The following is a 24,980-nucleotide window of genomic DNA, read 5'->3' as shown; positions in this document are numbered from 1 at the left end:
GCCTTGATGCAGAGGGCTGTCAGGGGAAGCGGAGGGGATGAAGTGATGGCCGACAGTTGCGAAGACACGTCGCGCTTTTGCTTCACGCGTGTGACGCAATGACACATCTGATCTGTACTGCTTTGTTTGCCAGATTTAACTGTTGGTAACAGTACGGGGACCGCGGTTCAAGCGTGACTTCGATGCTGTGTCGCACGCCACTGTCCAGGCGCCAGCCCGAAACGCCGCGTGAACGCATGCGTGTAGGCGCTCTGATCGCCGAAGCCGATTTCCAGCGCGATATCGCTGAGCGATAAGCGTGGATCGGACAGCAAGCCAAGAGACGTATCGAGCCGCAGACGCTGTAAATAGCGATGCGGTGTTTCACCGAAGGCTTCGATAAAAAGCTGATGAAAGCGCCGCATGCCGAAGCCGCAATGGGCGGCGAGGTCGGCGATACGCAGCGGTTCCGACAGATGCACGCGCAGCCAACGGTCGATGCGCGCGAAATCCAGACCAGCGCCAGGCGCTTGTGTGCCTGCCACCGTCGTGCCGGGGTCCGCCACTAACGCAGCGCTCAGGCGTGCCGCCGCATTCCAATGAAAACGCCGCGTATCCAGAGCGTCGCCTGGCGCACCGCCCGCGGCGTGCGCCGCAATCCGATGCACGAGTTGCGTGAGCGAGGCATCCACCGCCACCGCACGCGCGTGGTTGAACAGACGTTCCGGCACGGCCAGCGAGGCGGCCGGCAGATCCAGCACCAACTGCCGGTTCTCTCCGATACCCGCATAGTCGTGCCGTGCACCTGCCGGGATCAGCCAGGCGGAACCGGCGTCGATCTGTTGCGCGACGCCGTCCACCGCCATCACCATCGCGCCGTCGAGTCCGAGCACGACCTGATGAAAGTCGTGCACGTCCGACGCTTCGATCGCGCCGTAGCGGCGCAACGAAACGCAAGGAGCGGCAACGGCGGCGTGATTCATCGGCAATGCACCCGATTACAAAACAGGGGAAAGCTTAGACGTCGAGCAGTTCGACTTCAAACACGAGCGTTGCATTCGGCGGAATCACGCCGCCTGCGCCACGCACGCCGTAGCCGAGTTGCGGCGGAATCGTCAGCTTGCGCGTGCCGCCCACCTTCATGCCTTGCACGCCTTCGTCCCAGCCCTTGATGACCATGCCGCCGCCCAGCACGAACGCGAACGGGTCGTTGCGGTCCTTGCTCGAGTCGAACTTCTGGCCGTCGGTCAGCCAGCCCGTGTAGTGCACGCTGACGGTCTTGCCGGCAACGGCTTCGGCGCCGCTGCCTTCGACGATGTCTTCGTATTTCAGGCCGGATTCGGTAGTCACAGTCGACATGTGTTGCTCCTTGGTTCAAAAACGTAAAAACCGACATTGTAGGCGTGTTGGCGTCGCATCGCCGAGGATTGCCGCGTGGCATGTCGTTTGCGTCACTGTTAGCCGTCTGGCCGGGCTGGTGGCGCCGGACAGCATGCCTATAATGGGGCTTCTTCGATATTTTATGCACTGCCTGAGAGGGCTCGATCGTGACCACGTCTTCCACCGGAACCACCGGCGCACAGCCGGGTGTTTCCGGCTTCGCCGTATCCGAACGCACCGCACATCTGCGCGCGGAGGCTGCGCTGTTCATGCGCGACCACGTGCTGTCGCTGGTGTCGCACGACCTGCGGGGTCCGCTGAACGCCATCCATAGCTGGGCGTATGTGCTCGAGCGCAAGCTCGATGCGAACGACCCCAACTCGCAGCGCGCCGTCACCGGCATTCGCAACGGCGTGGACCAGCAGGTGAAGTTGCTGGAGACGATCGTCGACGCCACGCGGGCCGAGACCAAGTCGCTGGCGCTCGCGTATGCGCGGTTTCCGCTGCATCCGCTACTCGACGAGACAGCGGATGAAGTGCGCTCCGGCTTGGCTCGCGCGCGTGGCGTCGAGGTCACGGTGGAGTCGCAACTCGCTACCGAGCAGCTCAACGGCGACCGTGAACGCCTGGCCGCCGCGTTGTGGGTGATGCTCACGTTTGCCGTCGAAGCGAGCGCGGCGGGCGCCGCGGTTGCGCTGGCTGCGCGCGCGGACGCCTCCAGGTGGTACGCCAGCGTCACCTTCAAGCAGGGCGCTGCTGCCTTGAACGATCCTTCGGTGCCTCATTTGCTGGAGGCTTTTGCCCGCCAACAGGCGCGTGAACCGCGCGAAGCCAAACGGATCGCGTGGGTGTTCGCGCTGTGCAAGCGCGTTGCGGAAGCGCACGGCGGCATTTTCGAGCAAAGCGATGCGCCTGACGGCGAAACGGCTACGCTCGCGCTGCATGTGCCGTTGAGTGCAACAGCAGCAACGTGAGCGGCCATTGTCGGCGCGCGTTGCTGTACGCGATTAACTTTCACTGAGCTTTCACCCTCTATACTGACAACTTTTGTTGCCGGAGCCCCTCGCTTTGATCCAGGTTGTCGCCCTTATCGGTGCGTTGTTTCTCGTTGCCCTCAACGGTTTTTTCGTCGCCGCCGAATTCGGTCTGGTGAAGCTGCGCCAGACGCGCGTGCAGAGCCTCGCGACCGAACACGGCATGCGCGGACGTTTGCTGGCGAAAGTGCACGGCCGGCTCGACGCGTATCTGTCCGCCTGTCAGCTCGGTATTACGCTGGCGTCGCTCGGGCTCGGCTGGATCGGTGAGCCGGCGTTCGCGGAACTGCTCACGCCCATCTTCAGCCTGCTTGGCGTGGAATCGGAGAAGCTGATTCACGGCATCTCGCTGTTCTTCGCGTTCTCGTGCATTTCGTTCCTGCACATCGTGGTGGGCGAACTGGCGCCGAAGTCGCTGGCGATCCGCGAGGCGGAGAAGGTCTCCCTGTGGGCCGCCACGCCGCTGTACGGTTTCTATTGGGCGATGTATCCGGCAATCTGGGTGCTCAATACAAGTGCCAACGCGGTGTTGAAGCTCGCAGGCCTCGACGCGGACCACAGCCACGATTCGCATTACTCGACCGACGAACTCAAGCTGATCTTGCGCGGCCGCCGCGCCAATGTCGCGACTGAGCTCGGTGCGCCGGAAGGCGCATACAGCCAGGACGAATGGAACACGATTGCGCATTCGCTGGATTTTTCGCGCATGACCGTCTCGGATCTGATGCGCCCGTCGCACGAAATGATCGCCATGCGGCGCGATTTGCCGTTGCGCGAAAACATGCAGGTGGTGGCGCGGCACCGCTTCAGCCGCTATCCGCTGTTTGAAGACGCCGCCGGCGAGCGCGTGGCCGGCATGATCCATTTGAAGGATTTGCTGCTGGCACGGCACGCGGGCAGTACGCTCGACGACCTCTCCAAATATGCGCGGCCTGTGCAGTATGTGAAGCCGGACATGCCTGCGCTCGAACTGTTTCGCCGCTTTCGCAAGGGCGCACCGCACTTCGCGCTGGTTGGGCACAAGAATTCGAAGCCGATCGGCTTTCTGACGCTGGACAATCTGCTTGGCGCACTGGTTGGGCAGATTCACGACGAATTCCGCCAGGGCGACGCCGACTGGACGCGCATGGACGACGGCACGCTGATGGGCAAGGGCAGCCTGCCGGTGGTGTCGTTGGAACGCGCGCTCGGGATCGACATCGACGAAGGCCAGGCCGAATCGGTCGGCGGCCTCGTGATTCAGGCGCTCAATGACCTGCCTGCGGAAGGGCAGCGCGTCGAGTTCGATCGCTTCGACGTGGTGGTCAAAAAGATGAAGGGCCCGCGAATCGTGCTGGTGCGCGTTTATCCGAGGACCTTCGACGATGAAGGCGGTTGAGCGGCTTCTAATGCCGGGCCCGTCCCAGGTCCACTGAACCGTTGCTCGAGTAAAATCGTCGTCCATACCACGGCGGGGCGACATGGGATATCTGCTGGTGTTGTGCGTTGGTTTGCTGGCCGGCACGTTGAGCGGCGTGATCGGCACGGGCTCGTCCATGATGCTGATGCCCGTTCTCGTCATGCTGTTCGGTCCGCAGCAAGCGGTGCCGATCATGGCGATCGCCGCGATCATGGGCAACTTCGGAAAGATTCTTGCGTGGTGGCGCGAGATCGACTGGCGGGCTTGCGGCGCTTATTGCGTGACTGCGGTGCCGGGCGCGGCGCTGGGTGTGCGAACGCTGCTTGCGTTGCCGCCCCGCGCGGTCGAACTCGCGTTGGGGCTGTTTTTCGTCGCGATGGTGCCTACGCGGCGCTGGCTGGCGCGGCGGGCGATCAAGTTTTCTTTGTGGCAGCTTTCGCTGATCGGCGGTGTGGTCGGTTTTCTCACCGGCATCGTCGTTTCCACCGGGCCAATCACGGTGCCCGTGTTCATGTCGTACGGGCTTGTGAAAGGCGCTTTTCTAGCGACGGAAGCGGCTGGATCACTGGCTGTTTACGGCGCCAAAGTCGCGGTTTTCAATCATTTCGGCGCGCTGCCGTTGCACGTGGTGATCGATGGTTTGATCACCGGCTCGGCACTCATGATCGGGTCCTTTTCCGCGCAGCTGATCGTGGTCCGGATGAGCCCCACGGCTTTCAAACTTGTGGTTGACGGGTTGATGTTGTCTTCGGGGCTTTCATTGCTGTGGGCGGCAGGGCAGTAGGGTCGCTTTGCAAACAGGCATGCAACGTCACGCCACCGACGCCTCGAACACCCGCCGGTAATTGCCCTCCAGAACCGCTGCCACTTCCGCTTGGGAAAATCCGGCCAGCACCAGTGCGCTGGCCAGATCGGGCAGCTGCCTGTAGCTCCTGAACACCGGCGGCGAAATAAACCCGAGCATATCGGTCCCCAACCCGACGTGTTCCACCCCCACGACATCCGCCATGCGCTTGACGCCCTCGGCCATCGCATGCAAATCATGAAATGTCCCTGAGCTCGGCCACACGCCAATCACGCCGCCCGTGCCGGCGATGACCCGCGCATGGTCCGGCGTGATCAGCCGGCTTCGCGCACCCGGATGCGTGGCCAAAGCCGAATGCGACAGCACCAGCGGTTTGGTCGTCGTATCCGCCGCGCGCTTCACCAGATCGTAGGTGCCATGCGCTACATCCACGACGATTCCCAATGCATTGCAGCGCTGCACCACTTGCACGCCGACGTCCGTGAGGCCGCCATGCACCGGTGGCTCAGTCTGGATATCGCCAAGTTCGTTCACGCGGTAGTGCGTCAGTTGCAGATGCCGCAATTGATGCTGCGTGTACGCCTCGTCGACACGATCCACCTGGCCTTCGAGAAAATCCGCGCCCTCGGCGGAGATGATCGCGCACGGCCCGAGCGGACCCAAGGTCGACAACGAGGCTGTGTTCGTCACCACCCGCAACTGCTCACGTTCGATCAACTGATGCGCGCGTACGAACTCGGTTTGGCCGAGCGCATACAGTTCGCCTGGCTGCGGTTCTCGCCACGCTTCGAAACGCTTGCGGTTGTCCGCCACACGCGTGACGGTTGTATCAGTCACGATCGCAAGACAGATGACGTTCATGCCGCCGGCGCGCATCGGCGCGGCCAGCGGGATAAACGGGCGGTTTGCGCCGATCGCTGGATTACGCGACACGATCACGCGGCCGCCGTGACTGTGCATGTCGATGGTGAGCGTGCCGGCGGGCGCTTGCCATTTGGGCGCGCTATCGGATTGCGCGGATTGAGCGGAATGTGCCGTTTGTGCCGTTGGTGCCGTTTCGTCGTGCGCCTCGGTATAACCGGCAAAATGCCCGGGCGCACAAGCTGTCAACCCCAACGCCGCGCCTGAGGCGAGAAACGCGCGCCGGCTAAACCGACGCGGTGGCGTTTGCGGACGATCGAGCGGTACCGCATCGACCAGGCGATACCGCCAGCCCGCGGGATCGTCCAGCAGACGAACCAGCCGGCCGCGCAAAGCCAGCGGCTCAGCCTGCGGCACGAGTGGCGCGGCCATATAGACCTCGATCGACGTCAGCGGATTGCGCGGCACGCAGCCCCCGCAGCAGGGCTCGTCGGCGCTCAGCAAAAAGTAATCGACCGTGTGGGCTTGCGGGTCCAGCGGAATCATCCAGCCGGATATGTCGGCAGTCGCGCCGTGCGATGTGTCGGCACGACCGGTTTGGATAGTTGGCCAGTCGATCTGCATCGGCGCTCTTCTCGGGTGCGTTTATTGGCGAGCCGATATTACCCGACTTTTATCCGATGTCAGTACGCCGACCATGCGCTCAGAAGGCGTGAGAAGGAGAGGAGAGAGGAGCCGGAGCAGAAGGAGAGTGAAGCCAGTTCCAAGGCTTCGGTCTTCGGCGCCATGAACAATTGCGTCGCTCCGCCCACCCGGCACGCCGATCATCTACGCGGAAAAGTAGCGGAGCAGTCAGCCAGATCAACTGCGTGGCACGCCGTCCTCCACCAGCACCGCGATAGGCATCGCGCCTAACGCATCGCGCAGATACAGCAAGCCGTCTTCATCGACCTTAGGCGCCGCCGGACTCAACCAGTCGAACAGCGCCCGCGCAGTGAGGTCCGCAGGCATTTCGATCGCCGTATCGCCCCATTTAGCCGGGTCGACCATCGGCAAATCGCCGTCCTCGCCGAGCAACCCGGCGGCAAGCCGGCTCGCCACCACGACAGCCCACGCGTTCCCATGCCGCCGTGCAAACGCGATCACATTCGACGCCTGCGCACCGCGCACCTGAAGCGGCAGGTACGCCCCCTGACTGAGCAACTCCGGTAAATGCGCGCGCAACGCCAGCACACGCTGCACCACCGCAAGCTTCACCCGACCGTCGTGCCAGTTCGCCAGAAACTCCGAAGGCGGCGTCGGCGCGAGCCACGCCTCGCGCCTGGCAAAATCAACCGGCCGGCGATTGTCTGGATCGACCAGACTGAAGTCCCACAATTCAGTGCCTTGATAAAGATCGGGAATCCCAGGCGATGCCAGCCGCAATACCGTCTGCTGCAAACTGTTGAGCGCGCCCGCGCGGCCAATCCGCGTTACGAACGCGGACAACTCGCGCAGGAACCCGTCGCGCCGCTGCGGCGCCAGGATATCGAACAGGAAATCGCGGCAGCCGGCCTCATACGCTTCATCCGGGGCGAGCCAGTTGGTTTGCAGCTTTGCTTCCCGCAGCGCCTTCAACTGCCATTGCGCGACGCGCTCGGCCAGTTCCTTGACGCCCGCTTCATCGTCCGGCTTTAAATCCGGCGGCCAGCAGCCCACCAGGGTCTGATACAGCATCGCCTCGGCGGCGGGGCCCGGCGCCCAATCGTAGCTCGTGTCGTGGCCGACGCTGCTGACCGGCTTGCCGTCGAGCGCACGCCGATGCGGCGCGTTCAAGGTCGACCACGCACGCAACGTCGTGCTCCAGTCGTGAGCAATCTCGCTCAATACCGCCAGCCGCGCGCGCACGTCTTCACCGCGCTTGTGATCGTGTGTGGCCGTGGCGAGCATCGCGTGAGGAAAGCGTTGCGAGCGCTCGAGATTGGCCGCATGAAATTGCTCGACCGACAAAGCAAATTCGCCCGGGTCCGAGCCGACTTCATTGCGCGACAGCAAACGTCCATAGCGATAACACGCCGTATCTTCAACGGCCTTGGCGGCGACCGGCGCGGTCAATTGCGAAAACAGCGTCTGCGCGGTGCGCCGCGCCGAACCCGCATGACTGGGCGGCGCGCCATTCGGGCCCTGCTGTTGCGATGGACTGACCCGCGCATTCGGCACTTCTTCGGCGCTGCCGCCGAGCCAGGCGTTCACACGGTCGAGCACCACGTGGTCCGCGCGCGAAAGCATTTGCCGCGCGCCGGCCAGCGCCTGCTCGAAATACACATTGTCGGCGGCGCTGCGCAGCCCGTTCTGCGGATAGATCCGATACACCGGAAAATGCGCGACCAGTTCGGTCAGCACGCGCCGCAGCGCGGTGAACGTGAAATCGCGCGTGGTCAATGAATCGCGGGCAATGCGGTGCAATGCGCGCGCCGCGCGGTCCAGTTCCGCCGAGAGGTTCTCCGCGAGGATCTTGCGTCGCGCGACCAGGGCTTCGTCGGCGAAGCGCGGGCTGCGGCCGGTGAGTTCGGCCCACGTCCGCGCGAGCGGTTCGGCGCCGGCCGGATCGTGCAGCAGCGCGCCCACGTCGCTCATGAAATCGTAGCCGGTGGTGCCGTCCACGGGCCAGTCGTCGCGCAGCAGCTCGCCGCGGCCGAGAATCTTTTCGACGACCACATACGGCGCGGTGTCGCGCAGTTCGGTCAGGCGCTGGCGCAGACGCTGACAGTACTCGCGCGGTTCAGCGAGCCCGTCGACGTGGTCGATCCGCAAACCATCCACCACGCCTTCCTGATACAAACGGAAAATCAGCGCGTGGACCGCCTCGAATACTTCCGGCCGCTCCACCCGCACACCGGCCAGCGTCGAGATGTCGAAGAAACGCCGCCAGTTCACTTCGTCCGAAGCGGTGCGCCACCACGCGAGACGGAAGTGCTGCCGTTCGATCAGCCGATGCAAACGGTCACGCGTGACGGGATCTTCGGGCGCATACGCTTGCAGCACGAGCTCGATCGATGAGGCGCCGCTTTGCGCGACGAACTCACGCAGCATGTCGCGCCCTTCGGCGGCGCGCGGCTGATCGGCCGGCTGCGTCGTCAGGCCCTGGAAACGTTCAGCCAGTGCGTTGAGATCGGGGCGGTCGGCGCTTTGCAAAATCGACGCGTAATCAGTCGGACACACTGGAAACACATGCGGCCCATAGCCGATGTAAAAGCGCCCACTGTCCGCCGCAAAATGCAGCGCAATCCTGCCCGCCGCAAGTTCCTCGCCGTACGGCGCACCGAGCGTCGGCACCAGCACCTTGCCGCGCAAGGCCGGATCGGGCGAATGCCAGTCGACATCGAAATGGCGCGCGTACGTGCTATGCCGGCCCCATTCGAGGATATCGAGCCACCACGCGTTGCTTGAGCCGCCGACACCCATATGGTTCGGCACCATGTCGACGATCAGCCCCATGTTGTGCGCACGCAGTTTTTCGACGAGGCGTTTCAGGCCCGCCTCGCCGCCGCATTCGGCATTGACCTGGGTATAGTCGACGGTATCGTAGCCGTGCATCGAGCCCGGCTCGGCCGTGGTGATCGGCGACGCGTATACGTGGCTGATGCCGAGCGTGGCGAAGTAGTCGACATGCTTCGCGGCATCGTCGAAGGTAAAGCCTCGATGAAACTGGAGGCGAAGCGTGGAGCGCGGGACGGTCATGGCGTATCAGGCTCCGAAGAAGCGTTGGAAGAAGAATCGGGAACGGTAGCGCTGCGGCGCGCGCGGTCGATGGCCAGCAGGCGGTCGCTGAAGGTGTCGTCCTCGAACAGTTCGTCGATGGGCACACTTACGCGGCGGCGCCAGTTCGGATGCTCGTCGATCGAGCCGGGCAGATTCGGCTGCTCGACCAGCGCGAGCAAATCTTCGAGCGGGAACGTGACGAGCGGCCCGGGCGTGGCGGCGACGAAGGCGAGCGCTTCATCCACGGGCGCCTGGTCGGGCGGCGGCGCTGCCACGTCGGGCGCGGCGACGCCGGCTTGCTGGAACGCATGCCACAGCAGCGCACGGTCCTCGGCGCGCTGCTCCTGCGCGGCTTCCTCAGGATCGCGGCCATCGGCGCGCGCCATCGTCTGGCCAATTCTGTTGCGCCACGTGATATCGCTGCCGCGCCACCAGCCCGCCACGGTCGGCAAATCGTGCGTGGTGGTGGTGCCGACCGCGTTGCGGTCCCATGCCTGCGGCGGCTTGAAGCCCTTGCCGCCTTCCGCGCCTTCAAACCACAACACACGAATGCCGGAGATGCCGTGCTCGTCGAGCCGCTCGCGAAAACCCGGCGGCACGGTGCCGAGGTCTTCGCCGATCACGATCGCGCGATGCCGCCACGATTCGAGCGCGATCAGCCGCAGCAAATCTTCGAGCGGATAGCGCAGATAGGCGCCGTTACGCGCGCTCTCGCCCTCGGGCACGAGCCACAGGCGCCGCAAACCGAGAATGTGGTCGATGCGGATGCCGCCGGCATGCGCGAAGGCCGCGCGCAGCATGTCGATGAAGGCGGAGAAGCCCTGCGTGCGCATCGCCCGCGGCGAAAAGGTGGTCAGTCCCCACGTCTGGCCGGCCTGGTTGAACAGATCGGGCGGCGCGCCCACGGACACGCCTTGCAGCATGTCGTCGCGATACGACCATGCATGGCTGCCGGCACTATCGCAACCAACGGCCAGGTCGGCGATCAGGCCGACGGCCATCCCGGCGTCGGCCGCTGCATGCTGCGCGTGCGACAGACCCTTGGCGGCGAGCCATTGCAGAAACAGATGAAAATCGACTTCATGCCGATGAGCCTCAGCGAAGGCTTCAACTTCCGGGCTGCGCGGATCGCGCAACGCCTCAGGCCAATTACGCCAATGACCGTCCCCGCCTTCTTGCGAGAGTTGCACCGCCTGCAACGCTTCGAAACGCGCGTGATCTTCGAGCGCACGGCCGGCACGCTCGCAGAAGCCGTGGAATTCGAGCGCGCGCGGTGTGTCGTGCGCGCGTTCCTGGGTGCAGAAATTTTCGTACAGCGCGCGCAAAACCTTGAGTTTGAGCACGACTGCATTCGGCCAATCGATCAGCGGCAAGTCTTCGAGTGCCGACCATGGGTCGGCGGCCTGCGCGCTTTCGAGCGCGGCGCGCGCGGCATCGGCACCGAACACCGCGGCGGGATCGATATGCGTGACGTTCAACCACAAGCGTGATGACGGCGAATACGGACTGAAGCGATTCGGCTCGGCGCTGAACATCGCATGCGTCGGACTGACGGCGAGCACGTGCGCTCCACGCTTCGCGCTTTCGATCGCCATTTTCGCGAGCGCCGAATAATCGCCGATGCCGCCGTCGCCCGTGCGGCGCAAGCCGTACAGCTGCGCGGCAATCCCCCACAGCGGCGGGGTTTGTGTTGTGGCACCGTCGTGCAGCGTGTGCCATGCATCCGCGACGGTATAGCAGCGTGACGGCGCAACGGCCAGCGTCACGCGTTGATCGTTGATCACCAGCGTGTGATAGCCGGGCTCGTCGATCGGCGCGAGCAATGCTTCCTCGCCTTTAGGCGCCGTGAAGCGGCCGTCGATGATCGAACCGCTTTCAAGTTCGATTCGATAGTGGCTGCCGGATTTGATCGCCGCGACAGGCAACGCGATGCCGCGCTCGACCTCCGCGGTCATCAGCGGCGGCAGTTTCTTGCCGGACAGTTCCGCTTCGAGCGCGGCCGCGCTTTGCCGGATTTGTGTGGCGTTACCGCACGGCAAGCCCATCCGTTCCAGCAGCACGGCGAGCGTGCTCTCCGGCACAAGCTGGGTGTTACGGTGCGCATCGCGCCACTCCACCTCGAAACCGGCGCGCGTGGCAAGGGTCACGATCGTATCGTGTGAACGTCGGGTAGCACTCACGCGTGGCGCTCCTGTTGGCCCGCGATGCGAGCATCGTGGCCGATGGCATAGTCGCTGACGTCGCCGGTCACCCACGCGACGAACGCGTGCGGTGGCAACACTTTGGCGTCGATCTGCTCGCGCACGCGCGGCGGCGTTTCGAAAATCACTTTGCCGGCAGGCAGCTCGGGGAACGCTACGTTCTCCTTCGAGAGATTCAACGCGACCGACAAAGTCTCGCCGTCGCAAAGTTTCCAGCGGGCGATCAGCGCGTTGGCATCGCCACCGTTTGCAGCGGTCAGCACGGTCGAGCCGAGCGCCTTCGAATGTTTCAGGCGCGGCGTGATCAGCTTCGCCCGCACGGCGAGCGCGGATTTGTAGAAGTGCATCCAGTTGAGGCGGTCTTTCGCTTCGTCGTCCGTGGCTGAGCCGTGAACAGGCTCAGGCGGTGACGAGGCCGCAAACGTCTTCACATCGTTCGGATCGGGAATCTGCGCGCGCCGCTTTTCGTCGCTGAACGACGAAAAGCGGGCGAATTCGCGGCGCCGTCCTTCGCGTACGGCATCGGCGAGATCGCCGGTGTAGTCGGTGAAGAACAGGAACGGCTGGGTCGAGCCGTATTCCTCGTCCATGAACAGCAGCGGAATTTGCGGCGACAGCAGCAGCAAACCGGTGGCGGCGCGCAAGGCATCGTCGGAGGTCAGCTTGCGCAGACGCTCGCCGAATGCGCGATTGCCGACCTGATCGTGATTCTGCAAGAACATCACGAACGAAGTGGGCGGCAGATGCCCGCTCGATTCGCCACGTGGTGCGCCGTCGTGAATCGGCGACGGGTCGCCCTGATACGCGAAGCCTTCCGACAGCACGCGCGCGAGGCGCCGGATCGGCTGGTCTTCATACGCGTGGTAATAGCCTTCCGTTTCGCCCGTCAGCAGAACGTGCAGCGTGTTGTGCGCGTCGTCGTTCCATTGCGCGTCGAAATGCGTTTCCAGCAGGCTCGCGCTGTTGTGCTCGTTTTCCAGCACCAGATGTACATGCCGGCCGTGTTGCACTTTCGCGCGGATATGGTCGGACAATTCGCGCAGCCACGCATGATTGTCGATGGCATGCACCGCGTCGAAACGCAGGCCGTCGATACGATATTCATTGATCCAGTACACGGCGTTGTCGGTGAAGAAGTCGCTCACTTCGCTGCGATCGAAATCGATCGCGGGACCCCACGGCGTATGCGTGCCCTCGCGGAAAAACGAGCGGGCGTATTCGTGCAGATAGTTGCCGTCCGGGCCGAAGTGGTTGTAGACCACGTCGAGAAACACCATCAGGCCGAGACCGTGCGCGGTGTCGATCAGCGCTTTCAGTTCCTCGGGGCGGCCGTACGCGGAATCGGGCGCATACGGCAGCACGCCGTCGTAGCCCCAATTGTGCTGGCCGGGAAAGTCGTTCAGCGGCATTAATTCGATGGCGGTGACGCCGAGCGCCGCAAGCGCGGGCAAACGTTTCTGCACACCCACATAGCCGCCCATCGCGCCGACGTGCAACTCGTACAACACGGTTTCTTCCCACGGGCGGCCATGCCAGTTCGTATGTTCCCAGCGATACGCACGCGGGTCGATCACTTCGCTCGGGCCGTGCACGTCTTGCGGCTGGAAACGCGACGCGGGATCGGGCACCGCATGTTCGCCATCGAGCCGGAAGCGATACAGCGTACCCGCGCCGCTGTCGACGGTCGTTTCGAACCAGCCGTTGCCGGCGGGCGTCATGTCATGCAAGCCTTGCGCCGGTCCGTTTTCGACTTCCACGTGGACTGTCTTGCACGAAGGCGCCCAGAAGCGGAACCGGATACGCGGCTTCGCGCCTGTAGCGCCTAGCAACTGCGCGCTGAACGGCAGGCAATGCGCGTGATGATGCGCGTGCGGGTCAATCGGACTTTCGGACATGATTCTTCACCATTCGATTTTGCTGTCACGCCGCGTCTCACGTGTCGTTTGCCTCTGGCGGCCTGACGCGTCGTGATGCAGCTGCCTTACCATGCTGTACGTGTCGTGCTTTCATGCGCAGCCTACGTGGTCGGCGACGTGTCGCTGATCGGCGGATGCGCACCAGGATCGGGCGGCAGCGCGGTCAACAGCCGTGGCCCATGCTGTGGGCCGGCTTTCCAGCCCGCCTGCCAATCCGCTTCGCCGATGGGTTGCGCCGCCAGCATCACGAGGCTATGCGCGGCCACTTCCACCTCTGCCACCGCCAACCGGTGCGGTGCGCTTTCCGGCTCAGCAGTATCTAGCAGCACATGCCATTCCAGGTGCGGCGCGGGTGGCGTAAAGCGCAGCGTTTTTTCCGCTGCGTTGAGCATCATCAACAATACTTCTGTTTCGCCATTCAAGCCTGGACCGGCGCGCCGCAGCGTGAACGCGCGGCCTTCGGGGTCCTGCCAGGCTTCGATGGTGAGCGGATCGCCGTGCGCATCGAACCAGCCGACATCGAACAGGCCCGGCAACACTTCGCGGTCGCCGAACAGAAAGCGCGTTTCGCGCAGCAGCGGATGCTGTTTGCGCAGCGCGATCACGCGCGCGACGAACGCGGTCATCTGACGTCCATCGGGCGACTCCGCGCGCTCCCAGTCGAGCCATGATAGTTCGTTATCCTGGCAGTACGCGTTGTTGTTGCCGTTTTGCGTGCGCAGGGATTCGTCGCCTGCCAGCACCATGGGCGTGCCAAGCGCCATCAGCAGGGTGGCGATCAGCGAGCGGGCCACCCGTTTACGGGTTTCGTGGATCACGGGAGCGTCGGCCGGACCCTCTACGCCCCAATTGCGGCTGCAATTTTCATTGTGGCCGTCGTTGTTGTCTTCGCGATTCGCTTCGTTGTGCTTGTGCTCGTACGCGGTGACGTCGGCGAGCGTAAAGCCGTCATGCGACGTGACAAAGTTGACCGATGCCCACGGTTTCCTGAAACGCCGGTTGAAGAGATCGGCCGAACCCGTTAGACGCGCGGCCAGATCGGGGCGCAGGCCCGCGTCGCCGCGCCAGAAGCGGCGCACGGTATCGCGAAAGCGGTCGTTCCATTCGCCGAAACCCGGCGGATGATTGCCGAGTTGATAACCGCCTGGGCCAATGTCCCATGGTTCGGAAATCAGCTTGCGCTGCGACAGGATCGGGTCCTGGCGCAATGCGTCGAAGAAACCGGAGCCCGGATCGAAACCGTGCTGCTCGCGGCCGAGCGTCACGCCGAGATCGAAACGGAAGCCGTCGATATTGAATTTCGTCGACCAGTAACGCAGCGAATCCATCACCATCTGCAGCACGCGCGGATGCGGCAGGTTCACGGTGTTGCCGCAGCCGGTGTCGTTGATATGGTGGCGTTCGTCGCCGGGAATCAGGCGGTAGTAGCTCGCGTTGTCGAGGCCGCGCCACGAGACGGTCGGTCCCATCTCGTTGCCTTCGCAGGTGTGGTTGTAGACCACGTCGAGAATCACTTCGATGCCGGCTGCGTGCAACTGGCGCACGGCAATGCGCATTTCATCGAGCCGGTGCGTGCTCAGATACGACGGCTCCGGTGCAAAAAATGCCGCGGTGTTGTAACCCCAGTAGTTGCGCAGGCCGCGCTCCACCAGAAAGCGGTCGTTCAGAAACGCATGCACGGGCAGCAATTCGACGGCGGTCACGCCGAGCTTCAGCAAATGTTCGATGAATTCCGGCGACGCCAGCGCGGCGAACGTGCCGCGTTCGTGCTGCCGCAAATCGGGGCGCAACATCGACACACCGCGCACATGCGCCTCGTAGACGATGGTTTCGCCCCACGGCACATTCGGGCGTTTGTCGTGCGACCAGTCGAAGGCTTCGTCGATCACGACACATTTCGGCATGGCCGGCGCCGAATCGCGCCGGTCGATGGAAAGGTCGGCACGATTCGAATGCACGCGGTAACCGAACAGCGCGTCGGACCAGCGAAACTGCCCGACCAGTTTGCGCGCATACGGATCGAGCAACAGCTTGTGCGGATTGAAGCGGTGCCCATGCTGCGGCTGATACGGCCCATGTGCGCGAAAGCCGTAAGCCGTGCCGGGGTGCGCGTTGGGCAGGTAGCCGTGCCAGACTTCGTCGGTGCATTCGGGCAGCGTGAAGCGCCGGATTTCCTTGCGACCCGTGGGATCGAACAGGCAAAGCTCGATTTTCTGCGCATTCGCCGAGAACACCGCAAAGTTGACGCCAAGGCCATCCCAACTGGCGCCAAGCGGATAGGGCGAGCCGGGCAGAAGCCGGTCGGGCATTGCATGCGACATGATTCCCCTTCCTTGTTCTGTTTTATCAACGCTATCGTGGGTCTTCATGCAACGGGCGCGCGGCCGCGAGGCTGCGCGCCCGTCTTACATCACCTCCGTCAATCCGCGCGCAGGATGATCGTCGCCAACGGCGGCAGCGTCAGCGCCGCGGAATGCGGCCTGCCGTGGCTCGAGATTTCTTCAGTGTGAATCATGCCGCTGTTGCCCATGTTCGAGCCGCCGTATACGCCGGCATCCGTATTCAGCACTTCGACCCAGCGGCCGCCGCGCGGCATGCCGATCCGGTAGCCGACTCGCGGCACCGGCGTCATATTGCACGCGACCACGACTTCGTTGCCTTCGCCATCGGTGCGGCGGTAGGCGTACACGCTATTGCCGCTGTCGTCGCCGACCAGCCATTCGAAGCCGCCAGGCTCGCTGTCGAGCCGGTGCAGCGCAGGCTCCGCGCTGTATAGATGGTTCAGGTCGCGCACCAGCTTTTGCACGCCGTGATGGCTCGCATCGTCGAGCAGATGCCAGTGCGGCGAAGTGTCGTGATTGAATTCCGCCATCTGACCGAATTCACCGCCCATGAACAGCAGCTTCTTGCCCGGATGGGTCCACATGAAGCCGAAGTACGCGCGCAGGTTGGCGAACTTCTGCCATCTGTCGCCCGGCATCTTGCCGAGCAGCGAGCCTTTGCCGTGCACGACCTCGTCATGAGAGAGCGGCAGCACGAAGCGCTCGGAATACGCATACACCATCCCGAACGTCATCATGTGATGATGGTATTGGCGATAGACCGGATCCTCTTCCATGTAGTGCAGCGTGTCGTGCATCCAGCCCATGTTCCACTTGAACTGGAAGCCGAGGCCGCCGTCTTCGACGCGCGCCGTCACGCCCGGCCACGCGGTCGATTCCTCGGCGATCGTGATCGCGCCAGGCACACCCGGCACATAGCCGACTTCGTGATTCAGCCGCTTCAGAAACGCGATCGATTCGAGATTTTCGCGGCCGCCGTAGATGTTCGGCACCCACTCGTCGGCGGCGCGCGAATAGTCGCGATACAGCATCGAGGCGACTGCATCCACGCGCAGGCCGTCGACGTGATAGCGCTTCAACCACGCAAGGCCCGATGCCACCAGGAACGCACTCACCTCGTTGCGGCCGAGGTTGTAGATCATCGTGTTCCAGTCCTGGTGATAGCCTTCGCGCGGATCGGCGTGCTCGTAGAGCGGCGTGCCGTCGAAGTCGATCAGACCATGCGCGTCGTTCGGAAAGTGCGCCGGCACCCAGTCGAGAATCACGCCGACACCGGCCTCGTGCGCCTTGTCGACGAACGTGGCGAACTGCTCGGGCTTGCCGAAGCGCGCCGAGGGCGCGAATTGACCTAACGGCTGATAGCCCCACGAGCCGCCGAACGGGTGCTCGGCAATCGGCATGAACTCCACATGCGTGAAGCCCATGCTTTTGACGTAAGGAATCAGGCGTTCGGCGAGTTCTTCCCACGTGAGGCCGCGCTGACCTTCTTCGGCGACGCGCAGCCACGATTCGGCGTGCACTTCATAGATCGAGATCGGCGCGCGCGGTGTTTGTCTGGCGGCGCGCCCTTGAATCCATTCGTGATCGGTCCATTGAAACTGCTCGATCTCGTCGACATGCGCGACCACCGATGCGGTGCCCGGCGGTTTTTCCGTTTGCATGGCGCACGGATCGGCCTTGAGTGGCAACGGATGACCGTCGCGGGCGAGCAATTCGTATTTGTAGCGCGTGCCGGGTCCCACGCGTGGGACGAACAATTCCCACACCCCCGCCTGATGACGCAAGCGCATCGGATGGCGGCGGCCATCCCACGCGTTGAAATCGCCGACCACCGAAACGCGCCGCGCATTCGGCGCCCATACGGCGAAGCGTACGCCGGGCACGCCGTCCACTTCCATCGGCCGCGAGCCGAGGCATTCGAGCACCGCGTACGGGTCGCCGCCGGCGAGACGCCCGAGCGGTTCGTCGCCGAGCACGGGGCCGAACGAATACGTGTCCTCGATTTCCTGCACGGTGCCGTGCCAGTCGATACGCAAGCGGTACGGCGCCGCGGCAGTGATGCGGCCGGCAAACAGCCCCGGCCTGAGTTGCTCGAGCTCGCCGAGCGTCGAACCGTCGGCACGCGCAATCACGCTGACGTGCGAGGCATTCGGCAACTGCGCGCGCACGACTGGCCCCGCGTCCGTCTGATGCATGCCGAGCTGCGAGAATGGATCGGGGTGGCGCGCTTCGACGAGCGCGTCGATATCGAGCGGTTGGAGGCCTGCGGCCGGATCATGCTCACTCATAGTCGCCCTCGGCCGGATTAGGCGGTGTGGCGGCGCTTGGCGCCTGGGTTGATGGATCGTGCTGCGAGCTGCCGGTGTCGCCGAGCAACCGGCTGGTGAGCGCGGCGAGGCCGCGTACCGGCAAACTGAGCCACGTCGGCCGGTTGGCCGCTTCATAACGGATTTCGTACGCGGCTTTCTCGATCAGGAAGAGATCGAGCAACGCCTGTTCCGCCTCGGGCGACACTAGCGGCGTCGGTGCGTCAGCAATCGCGGCGCGGTACTGGGTCAGGAACGTCTGAGTGGCATGCGCGCGGAAACGGTCGAACAGCGCGCGCTTGCGATCGGCGGTTTGCTGCGGCGCGCTTTCGGTGGTGGACTGCGCCGCCGCGCTTGCGTAGGACAGCGAGCGCATCAAGCCAGCCACATCGCGCAACGGACTCGACTTCTGACGACGCTCCTTAAGCGTGCGCGCGGGCTCGCCTTCGAAGTCGATCAGGTACGCATCGCCCTGCGCGACCAGCACCTGACCCAGATGGAAGTCGCCGTGAATGCGCGTACGCAATGCGCCCGCATCGCTCGACACCAGTTTGCCGACCACCTCGACGAGTGCCGCGCGACGGTCGATCAGGCTTTGCGCCAGCGCCTTGGTTTCCGGATCGCTCATCTGCTCGATGCGCGGTGCGAGCAGATCGAGCGCGCTAGCCAGCATGGACTGCGTGCCGTCGACCCATGCCTTCACCTGTTCGGCGCCGGCGGGTTCCGGCGCGAATGCCGGGTCGTCCGTCGGCGAGGCCAGCGCGACATGCAGTTCACCGAGCCGCCGGCCGATGATGCCGGCCAGCGCGCTGTAGCCTTCCACCAGAATCGCTTCGTTGTCCCGATCCGGCGCGGATTGCGCTTCCGTGTCGACAGCGATCGCGAGTTCGTCCACCGAGCGGCGCAGATAGTCGAGCGACCAGTTCCAGGCGTCGCCCTGATTGTCGATAAAGCCTTGCAAGATACAGAGTGTGTGCGGCACGCCTTCGGGATCGACGCGGACCACCTCACCATACAGCGGTGCGGTGTTCGCGTAGCCGAGCTGGGTCAAATAGCGGCTGATTTCCGCTTCCGGATGAATGCCGCTGACCAGACGGCGCACCAGCTTCAGCACGGCGGCGTCGGCAATGATCAGCGAGCTGTTGCTTTGCTCGGCCGCCAGCCAGCGAATCTCAGGCCGTTCACCGAGATCCTTGAGTTCGTCGAAGCGGTCGGTCGGGATGAACTTGATTTCGCTCTTCTGCACGGTCGGCACCACGGCGCGTTCGCGCAGCTTGCGCATCACGCCATGGGCGAAGATCGGCAGCGCGAACGCGTCCGTCAGATGACCGACGTTGCGGCCGCGGCGCACGCGTGCCAGCGCCAGCTGCATGAAGAGCGGGAAGGTGGTTTCGCCGCCCCACGTGATCGCGATCGGCACAACGTAGCGTTCGGTGTGATCGCCCACGTCCGCTTCGATTTCAGTGAACGCGAAGCCGCCATTCGGAATCGTGGTGAGCGCGGCGAGACGCACCGCATGCATCTTCTGATCCTTCGAGGCAAACCAGCGGCGCCGGCTCAACCACGACGGCAGCACTTCGGATTCGAGCAGGCGCACATTCTCCGGCGTCGGGCCGACCTGGCCCTCGCGAATCACGATGGTGACGAATTCCGGCAGCGGTTCCGAATGCGCCTGCGCCCATGTCGGACGCTGGCCGCCCGGGCACAGCATGAACCAGAGGAAGCCGTAGGGCGGGAAGGTCAGCAGGTACGTGAGCTGGCCGATGGCCGGAAACACGGAATCGGCGGTCATTTCGATTGGCACCGCGCCGTTGAATTCGGACAGATCGAGTTCGACCGCTTGCGGCGCGCGCGACAGATTCGCCACGCACAGGATCGGCGGCTCGCCCGGCATCTCGCGCAGGTACGCGAGAATCTTGCGGTTTTCCGGCTTCAGGAAGCGGATCGTGCCGCGTCCGAACGTTTGCTTCGCGCGGCGCGTGGCGAGCATGCGCCGGGTCCAGTTCAGCAGCGAATGCGGGTCGCGGCTTTGCGCTTCGACATTGACCGCATCGAAGCCGTACAACGCCCCCATCACCGGCGGCAGCACCAATTGCTCAGGATCGGCACGCGAGAATCCGCCGTTGCGATCCGACGACCATTGCATCGGCGTACGCACGCCGTCGCGATCGCCCAGGTGGATGTTGTCGCCCATGCCGAGTTCGTCGCCGTAATAGATCACCGGCGTGCCGGGCATCGATAGCAGCAGCGAATTGATCAGCTCGATGCGGCGGCGGTCGCGTTCCATCAGCGGCGCGAGGCGGCGGCGAATGCCGAGATTCAGACGCGCGCGGCGATCGCTCGCGTACGTGTTCCACAGGTAATCGCGCTCGGAATCCGTGACCATTTCGAGCGTCAGTTCATCGTGATTGCGCAGGAAAATCGCCCACTGGTTGGTTTCCGCGAGGTCCGGTGTCTGGCGCATGATGTCCGTGATCGGGAAGCGATCCTCGCTCGCGATCGACATGTAGATGCGCGGCATCAGCGGGAAGTGGAACGCCATGTGGCATTCGTCCTCGTCGCCGAAATATTCCTTCACGTCTTCCGGCCACTGGTTCGCTTCGGCAAGCAGCATCCGGTTCGGATACTCGGCGTCGATGGTGGCGCGGATCTTCTTCAGCACCGCGTGCGTTTCCGGCAGATTTTCGTTGTTGGTGCCTTCGCGTTCGACCAGATACGGCACCGCGTCGAGCCGCAGCCCGTCGATACCCATGTCGAGCCAGAAGCGCATCACCTGCAGCACTTCCCTCAGCACGGCCGGATTGTCGAAGTTCAAATCGGGTTGGTGCGAGTAGAAGCGGTGCCAGTAGTACGCGGCCGCCATGGGATCATGCGTCCAGTTCGACGGCTCCGAATCGATAAAAATGATCCGCGTTTCCGTGTACTTCTGATCCGTATCCGACCACACGTAGTAGTTGCGATGATTGGACCCGGGTTTCGCGCGACGGGCACGCTGAAACCACGGGTGCTGATCCGACGTGTGATTGATGACCAGTTCGGTAATCACGCGAATGCCGCGCGCGTGGGCTTCCTGAATGAAGCGCCTTACGTCGGCGAGCTGGCCGTAGTCCGGATGCACGTTGCGATAGTCGGCGATGTCGTAGCCGTCATCGCGACGCGGCGACGGATAGAACGGCAGCAGCCAGATCGCGTTCACACCGAGTTCGGCAATGTAGTCGAGCTTCGCGATCAAGCCGGGAAAATCGCCCACGCCGTCGTTGTTCGCGTCGAAGAACGACTTGATGTGCACCTGATAAATGATCGCGTCTTTGTACCAGAGCGGATCGTCGCTCAAGGTCGCGGGCTTGGCGCGCCGCTGCGAACGCGCCTTGGCGGCGCTGCCGGTGGCTGCGCTCGTATGAGCCTGCGACGTGGGTTGGGCTGGATCGTCACGCTTCATGTCGCACCTTCCGTAGGGGTTGGGTTGCCAGCGTCTGCGTGATAGTCGCTGTCGGCATCATCCGGGCGTTCGGCGGGCAGGCCGCCAAGCGGCGCGATGCGCCAGATCGAAAACGGCTGGCCCGAACCGAGCCGGATATGCTGCCAACGGCCGTGCCATTCGAAACGCGCACCGGTCATCTGATCGGTCACTTCCAGCGCGCCATGGTCGTGCAGATTCCAGTGCTGGAAAGTGTCCCACGAGAGTTCGATGTCCGCGCCCTGTTCGTTGAACGGGTCGAGATTGATTGCCACCAGGATGACGTTGTCGCGTGCTTCAGTCGCTTTTTCGAAGAACAGAATGTTGTCGTTGTGCGCGGACAGGAACGTGAGGCCGAGATGCGTTTGCAGCGCCGGGTTCGCGCGGCGAATCCGGTTCAACGCAGTGATCTCGCCGACGATGTTGCCGGGCCGGTTCCAGTCCCACGCGCGCAGTTGGTACTTCTCGGAGTTGAGATATTCCTCGCTGTTCGGCAGCGCGGCGGCCTCGCACAATTCGAATCCGCTATACACGCCCCACAAGCCGGCGAGCGTGGAAGCGAGGGCTGCCCGAATCAGAAATCCCGAACGCCCGGACGACTGCAAATGCCGAGGATTGATGTCCGGCGTATTGACGAAGAAGTTCGGCCGGTAGAAATCGCGCTCGCTGGTTTGCGTGAGCTCGGTCATGTACTCGATGAAGTCGCGCTTCGACTCGCGCCACGTGAAATACGTGTACGACTGCGAGAAGCCGATCTTGCCGAGCCGGTTCATCATGCGCGGCCGGGTGAAGGCTTCGGCGAGGAAGATCGTGTCGGGATAGCGCGATCGCACGTCGCCAATCACCCATTCCCAGAACGGCAGCGGCTTGGTGTGCGGATTGTCCACCCGGAAAATATGCACGCCCGCTTCGATCCAGAACAGGAATACGTCACGCAAGGCGAGCCACAAATCGGGTTTGGCATCGTGCGCATAGAAGTCGGGATTGACGATGTCCTGGTACTTTTTCGGCGGATTCTCCGCGTAACGCAGCGTGCCGTCGGGGCGCCAGGCGAACCACGTCGGATGCGCCTTTAGCCACGGATGATCCGGCGCGCACTGAATCGCGAAGTCAAGCGCGATTTCGAGGCCGTGCGCGTGCGCGGCGGCGAGCATCTGCTTGAAGTCGTCGAGCGTGCCCAGCTCGGGATGCACGGCGGTGTGACCGCCTTCGGCTGCGCCGATCGCGTACGGGCTGCCTACATCCCCCGGTTGCGCGTTCAGCGTGTTGTTGCGGCCTTTGCGGTTCGCCAGACCGATCGGGTGGATCGGCGGGAAGTACAGCACGTCGAATCCCATGTCGCGAATGCGCGGCAGTTTCCTGATGACGTCAGCGAAAGTGCCGTGGCGCGATTCGTCGTCGCTCATCGAACGCGGGAAGATCTCATACCAGCTTGCGAAACCCGCGGCGGTCCGGTCGGCGTCGATCTTGTAGACGATCGGATCGCGGCTCAGGAACGGCCGGTGGCGCGCGGCGATCATCGCCTTCGCCGTGGTCGGCGCGAGGATCAATGCGAGCTTCGTTTCGGCGTCGGCTTTGGTGAACACCTTGACGATGTGTTCGAGCGGCTCGGTCAACGCGCCTTCCGCCGTTTCCACTTCGGCGAGCACCAGGGCGAACAGATGCGCGGCTTCGTCGAGTTCGAGTTCGACGGTTTGGCCCGCCTTCAGCTTCTTCTGGATATGCTCGACCAGCGACGCAAAGTCGTCGCGCCATGCAATCACCGTGAATTCGTGACGGCCGAGGCGCTCCAGCGGAATGCGCGCCTTCCAGATGTCGAGGCCGGCCGGTTGTGCCGGGCTCATCAGGACTTCGTGCCAGGCGGTTTCGTCGGCGGCGCGCCAGACCACGGCGGCGGCGATCTTGTCGTGACCTTCGGCGAAGATCGCGGCGGTGATTTCAGCTCGCTCGCCCACCGTGCGCTTGGCTGGGAAGCGTCCGTTATCGACCGAGGGTGCCACGCTCTCGATCGCCACGCGCGGCGCGTTGATCGCTTCGAGCACGGTCTTGCGGCCGCTGCGCTTGCTGTTCGCCTTGTCGATCGGCGGCGCGAGACGGATCGGCTTGTCGGCTGCGGCGCGGAACAGGCGCGCGGCGCCAGGCGCGAGCGTGAACGGCGTCAAGGTAGCGGGCGTGGCATGCCCGGGTGAGTCGAGCGGGACGAAACGCGTGAAATTGCCCGGCACGCCCGCGAGGAAGCGCGCCGGATCGACGCGCACGGGTGCCCCGAGTTCGGGATTGATGGCGATCAGGACAGCTTCGCCGGCGTTGCGCAGGTCGGGCGTGTCGGCGCGCAGCAAAACGGCGGCAGGCGCACCGGGGCCGCTTAGCGGGCGCAATTCGCCATTGGCGTGCAGCGTCTTCGTATTGCGCACCACCTCGTTGACATGGCCGATCCGCTCCGAGAGGTCGAATTGCTTCGACTGGCAGGCGATGGCGAACTGCGCAGCATCGCCGCGTGTTTGCGACATCGGCTCGGTGATGCCGTATTCGAAGCCCATCGGCATCATCCAGCCGGTGCCGGTCGAGGCCGACGCGAACAGCGCGCGCCGGTAGGCCCGCTCGACAATGGTTGCGTCGTGCGCATCGCTCAGATCGGCGGCGAGGCGCGTGCCGTAAGGCGCTTCGGGAAAGGCGATGGGGGCGGCGATGCGGGCGAGTGCGGCATGCTCCTCCACCATCCAGCTGGCGCGGAAGTCCCACCAGCGCACCGACGAGAACACGCTGTCGAAGCCCGCGCCCTGAAGGCTGAGCAGGTCGCCACGGGCGAGTCCGGGCGTCGCGGCGAGGAAACGCAGCTCGGGATGCCTGGCGCGAACCGCGTCGCCGAGCTGCCGCCAAACGGCGGCCGGTACGCGATGCGGCGAATCGAAGCGGAAGCCGCCCACGCCGGCGTCGGCCAGCGCCAGCAGTTGCTGCGTCCACCAGTCGACCAGTGCGGCGCTGCTGCCGGCCTCGTTGAAGTTGGCATACGCGACATTGTCCTCGCGATGCACATGGCGCGGATCGAGCCGCGCCTCTTCAGACTCGAATGGATGGAACCAGCCGGCATGTTCCGCGTACAGCGCGCCATCGGCGGCCATCCGGTCGATCACCAGATCGACCAGCAAGCTTAGGCCATGCTGGCGGGCGGCCTGCGCGAGCATACGGATTGCCTCCGTGGCCGGTTGCTGAGTTTCGAACACCGGATGCAGCCGGCCGTGGTTGCCGACTACCTGTCCGTGACCCGCCTGGCCCGGCTCAAAGACGCCGCCGATCAGCGCGTGATCGAAGCCCAGTCCGGCTGCGTGAGCGAACTGCGCAGGCCATGCATCGAGCGGCCCAACGAGAAGTGAATGAAAAAAGTAGATCCGCGGCGCGTACCCGTTTGGGGATTCCATCGGTCGTTTCCAGATTCGTCCTGCTGCGGTGTGGATGCAAGTGACATGCGATCACAGCGCTCATTGGGCTTCCAGAGCCGGATACCGCGCGATGCGTGAAGCGAGGGCGCGTACTGGTCAATGTAGTGCAAAGATCGTCA

At 63.9% G+C, this 24,980-nt stretch carries 13 protein-coding genes; 3 read left to right on the top strand and 10 right to left on the bottom strand.

Translation table 11 applies throughout. The features are described 5' to 3' along the window. Positions 1-167: 167 nt before the first annotated feature. Together P0D84_RS36305 and P0D84_RS36300 are read right to left on the bottom strand one after the other, a co-directional pair. On the bottom strand, positions 168-962 hold the full coding sequence (locus P0D84_RS36305; RefSeq protein WP_408345195.1) for an AraC family transcriptional regulator: 795 nt from the start codon (positions 960-962) through the stop codon (positions 168-170). Between the two features lie 34 nt (positions 963-996). Beyond that, positions 997-1,338, bottom strand: a complete 342-nt coding sequence (locus tag P0D84_RS36300; RefSeq protein ID WP_074770998.1) for an FKBP-type peptidyl-prolyl cis-trans isomerase — start codon at positions 1,336-1,338, stop codon at positions 997-999. Positions 1,339-1,526: 188 nt separating this feature from the next. On the opposite strand from P0D84_RS36300, the gene P0D84_RS36295 reads away from it, so the two are divergent. From P0D84_RS36295 to P0D84_RS36285, 3 genes are all read left to right on the top strand, one after another. Continuing rightward, the gene (locus P0D84_RS36295) at positions 1,527-2,333 is read left to right on the top strand and encodes a sensor histidine kinase (protein WP_408345191.1); all 807 of its coding nucleotides are present in this window, start codon (positions 1,527-1,529) and stop codon (positions 2,331-2,333) included. 94 nt (positions 2,334-2,427) lie between these two features. Beyond that, positions 2,428-3,771, top strand: coding sequence for a hemolysin family protein (locus P0D84_RS36290; RefSeq protein WP_408345188.1), 1,344 nt, complete (start codon positions 2,428-2,430; stop codon positions 3,769-3,771). A gap of 82 nt (positions 3,772-3,853) precedes the next feature. Further along, positions 3,854-4,576 carry a sulfite exporter TauE/SafE family protein gene (locus tag P0D84_RS36285; RefSeq protein WP_408345185.1) on the top strand — a complete coding sequence of 241 codons (723 nt, stop codon included), beginning with the start codon at positions 3,854-3,856 and terminating at the stop codon, positions 4,574-4,576. Positions 4,577-4,603: 27 nt separating this feature from the next. Here the strand turns inward: P0D84_RS36285 and P0D84_RS36280 are convergent, their stop codons facing one another. The 8 genes from P0D84_RS36280 to P0D84_RS36245 all read right to left on the bottom strand — a co-directional run bounded on the left by P0D84_RS36280 (position 4,604) and on the right by P0D84_RS36245 (position 24,840). After that, entirely contained in the window at positions 4,604-6,082 is a 1,479-nt protein-coding gene (locus tag P0D84_RS36280) for a dipeptidase (protein ID WP_408345182.1), read from the bottom strand. A 237-nt stretch (positions 6,083-6,319) separates the two neighbouring features. After that, positions 6,320-9,178, bottom strand: coding sequence for a malto-oligosyltrehalose synthase (gene treY, locus P0D84_RS36275; RefSeq protein WP_408345179.1), 2,859 nt, complete (start codon positions 9,176-9,178; stop codon positions 6,320-6,322). After that, on the bottom strand, positions 9,175-11,379 hold the full coding sequence (malQ, locus tag P0D84_RS36270) for a 4-alpha-glucanotransferase (protein WP_408345176.1): 2,205 nt from the start codon (positions 11,377-11,379) through the stop codon (positions 9,175-9,177). Before malQ ends, treY begins: the two co-directional genes overlap by 4 nt. Then, the gene (gene treZ, locus P0D84_RS36265; RefSeq protein WP_408345173.1) at positions 11,376-13,295 is read right to left on the bottom strand and encodes a malto-oligosyltrehalose trehalohydrolase; all 1,920 of its coding nucleotides are present in this window, start codon (positions 13,293-13,295) and stop codon (positions 11,376-11,378) included. Before treZ ends, malQ begins: the two co-directional genes overlap by 4 nt. Before the next feature lie 122 nt (positions 13,296-13,417). Then, positions 13,418-15,637 carry a glycogen debranching protein GlgX gene (gene glgX, locus P0D84_RS36260; protein ID WP_408345170.1) on the bottom strand — a complete coding sequence of 740 codons (2,220 nt, stop codon included), beginning with the start codon at positions 15,635-15,637 and terminating at the stop codon, positions 13,418-13,420. Between the two features lie 98 nt (positions 15,638-15,735). Beyond that, positions 15,736-17,946: a 1,4-alpha-glucan branching protein GlgB gene (gene glgB / locus P0D84_RS36255; RefSeq protein ID WP_408345167.1), complete on the bottom strand. Its 2,211-nt coding sequence runs from the start codon at positions 17,944-17,946 to the stop codon at positions 15,736-15,738. After that, entirely contained in the window at positions 17,939-21,403 is a 3,465-nt protein-coding gene (gene treS / locus P0D84_RS36250) for a maltose alpha-D-glucosyltransferase (protein ID WP_408345164.1), read from the bottom strand. Before treS ends, glgB begins: the two co-directional genes overlap by 8 nt. After that, on the bottom strand, positions 21,400-24,840 hold the full coding sequence (locus P0D84_RS36245; protein ID WP_408345161.1) for a maltotransferase domain-containing protein: 3,441 nt from the start codon (positions 24,838-24,840) through the stop codon (positions 21,400-21,402). The genes treS and P0D84_RS36245 overlap by 4 nt, the downstream gene beginning before the upstream one ends. Positions 24,841-24,980 lie beyond the last annotated feature (140 nt).

The organism is Paraburkholderia sp. RL17-337-BIB-A (assembly GCF_046025895.1).
Lineage (GTDB): Bacteria > Pseudomonadota > Gammaproteobacteria > Burkholderiales > Burkholderiaceae > Paraburkholderia > Paraburkholderia fungorum_C.
This window is presented reverse-complemented; position numbering and strand designations above follow the sequence as displayed.

Bases quoted from the DNA above. Each gene is read 5' to 3' on its own strand.
- P0D84_RS36305 (WP_408345195.1), bottom strand. From the start codon at position 962: ATGAATCACGCCGCCGTTGCCGCTCCTTGCGTTTCGTTGCGCCGCTAC.
- P0D84_RS36300 (WP_074770998.1), bottom strand. From the start codon at position 1,338: ATGTCGACTGTGACTACCGAATCCGGCCTGAAATACGAAGACATCGTC.
- P0D84_RS36285 (WP_408345185.1), top strand. From the start codon at position 3,854: ATGGGATATCTGCTGGTGTTGTGCGTTGGTTTGCTGGCCGGCACGTTG.
- P0D84_RS36280 (WP_408345182.1), bottom strand. From the start codon at position 6,082: ATGCAGATCGACTGGCCAACTATCCAAACCGGTCGTGCCGACACATCG.
- treY (WP_408345179.1), bottom strand. From the start codon at position 9,178: ATGACCGTCCCGCGCTCCACGCTTCGCCTCCAGTTTCATCGAGGCTTT.
- treZ (WP_408345173.1), bottom strand. From the start codon at position 13,295: ATGTCCGAAAGTCCGATTGACCCGCACGCGCATCATCACGCGCATTGC.
- glgX (WP_408345170.1), bottom strand. From the start codon at position 15,637: ATGTCGCATGCAATGCCCGACCGGCTTCTGCCCGGCTCGCCCTATCCG.
- glgB (WP_408345167.1), bottom strand. From the start codon at position 17,946: ATGAGTGAGCATGATCCGGCCGCAGGCCTCCAACCGCTCGATATCGAC.
- treS (WP_408345164.1), bottom strand. From the start codon at position 21,403: ATGAAGCGTGACGATCCAGCCCAACCCACGTCGCAGGCTCATACGAGC.
- P0D84_RS36245 (WP_408345161.1), bottom strand. From the start codon at position 24,840: ATGGAATCCCCAAACGGGTACGCGCCGCGGATCTACTTTTTTCATTCA.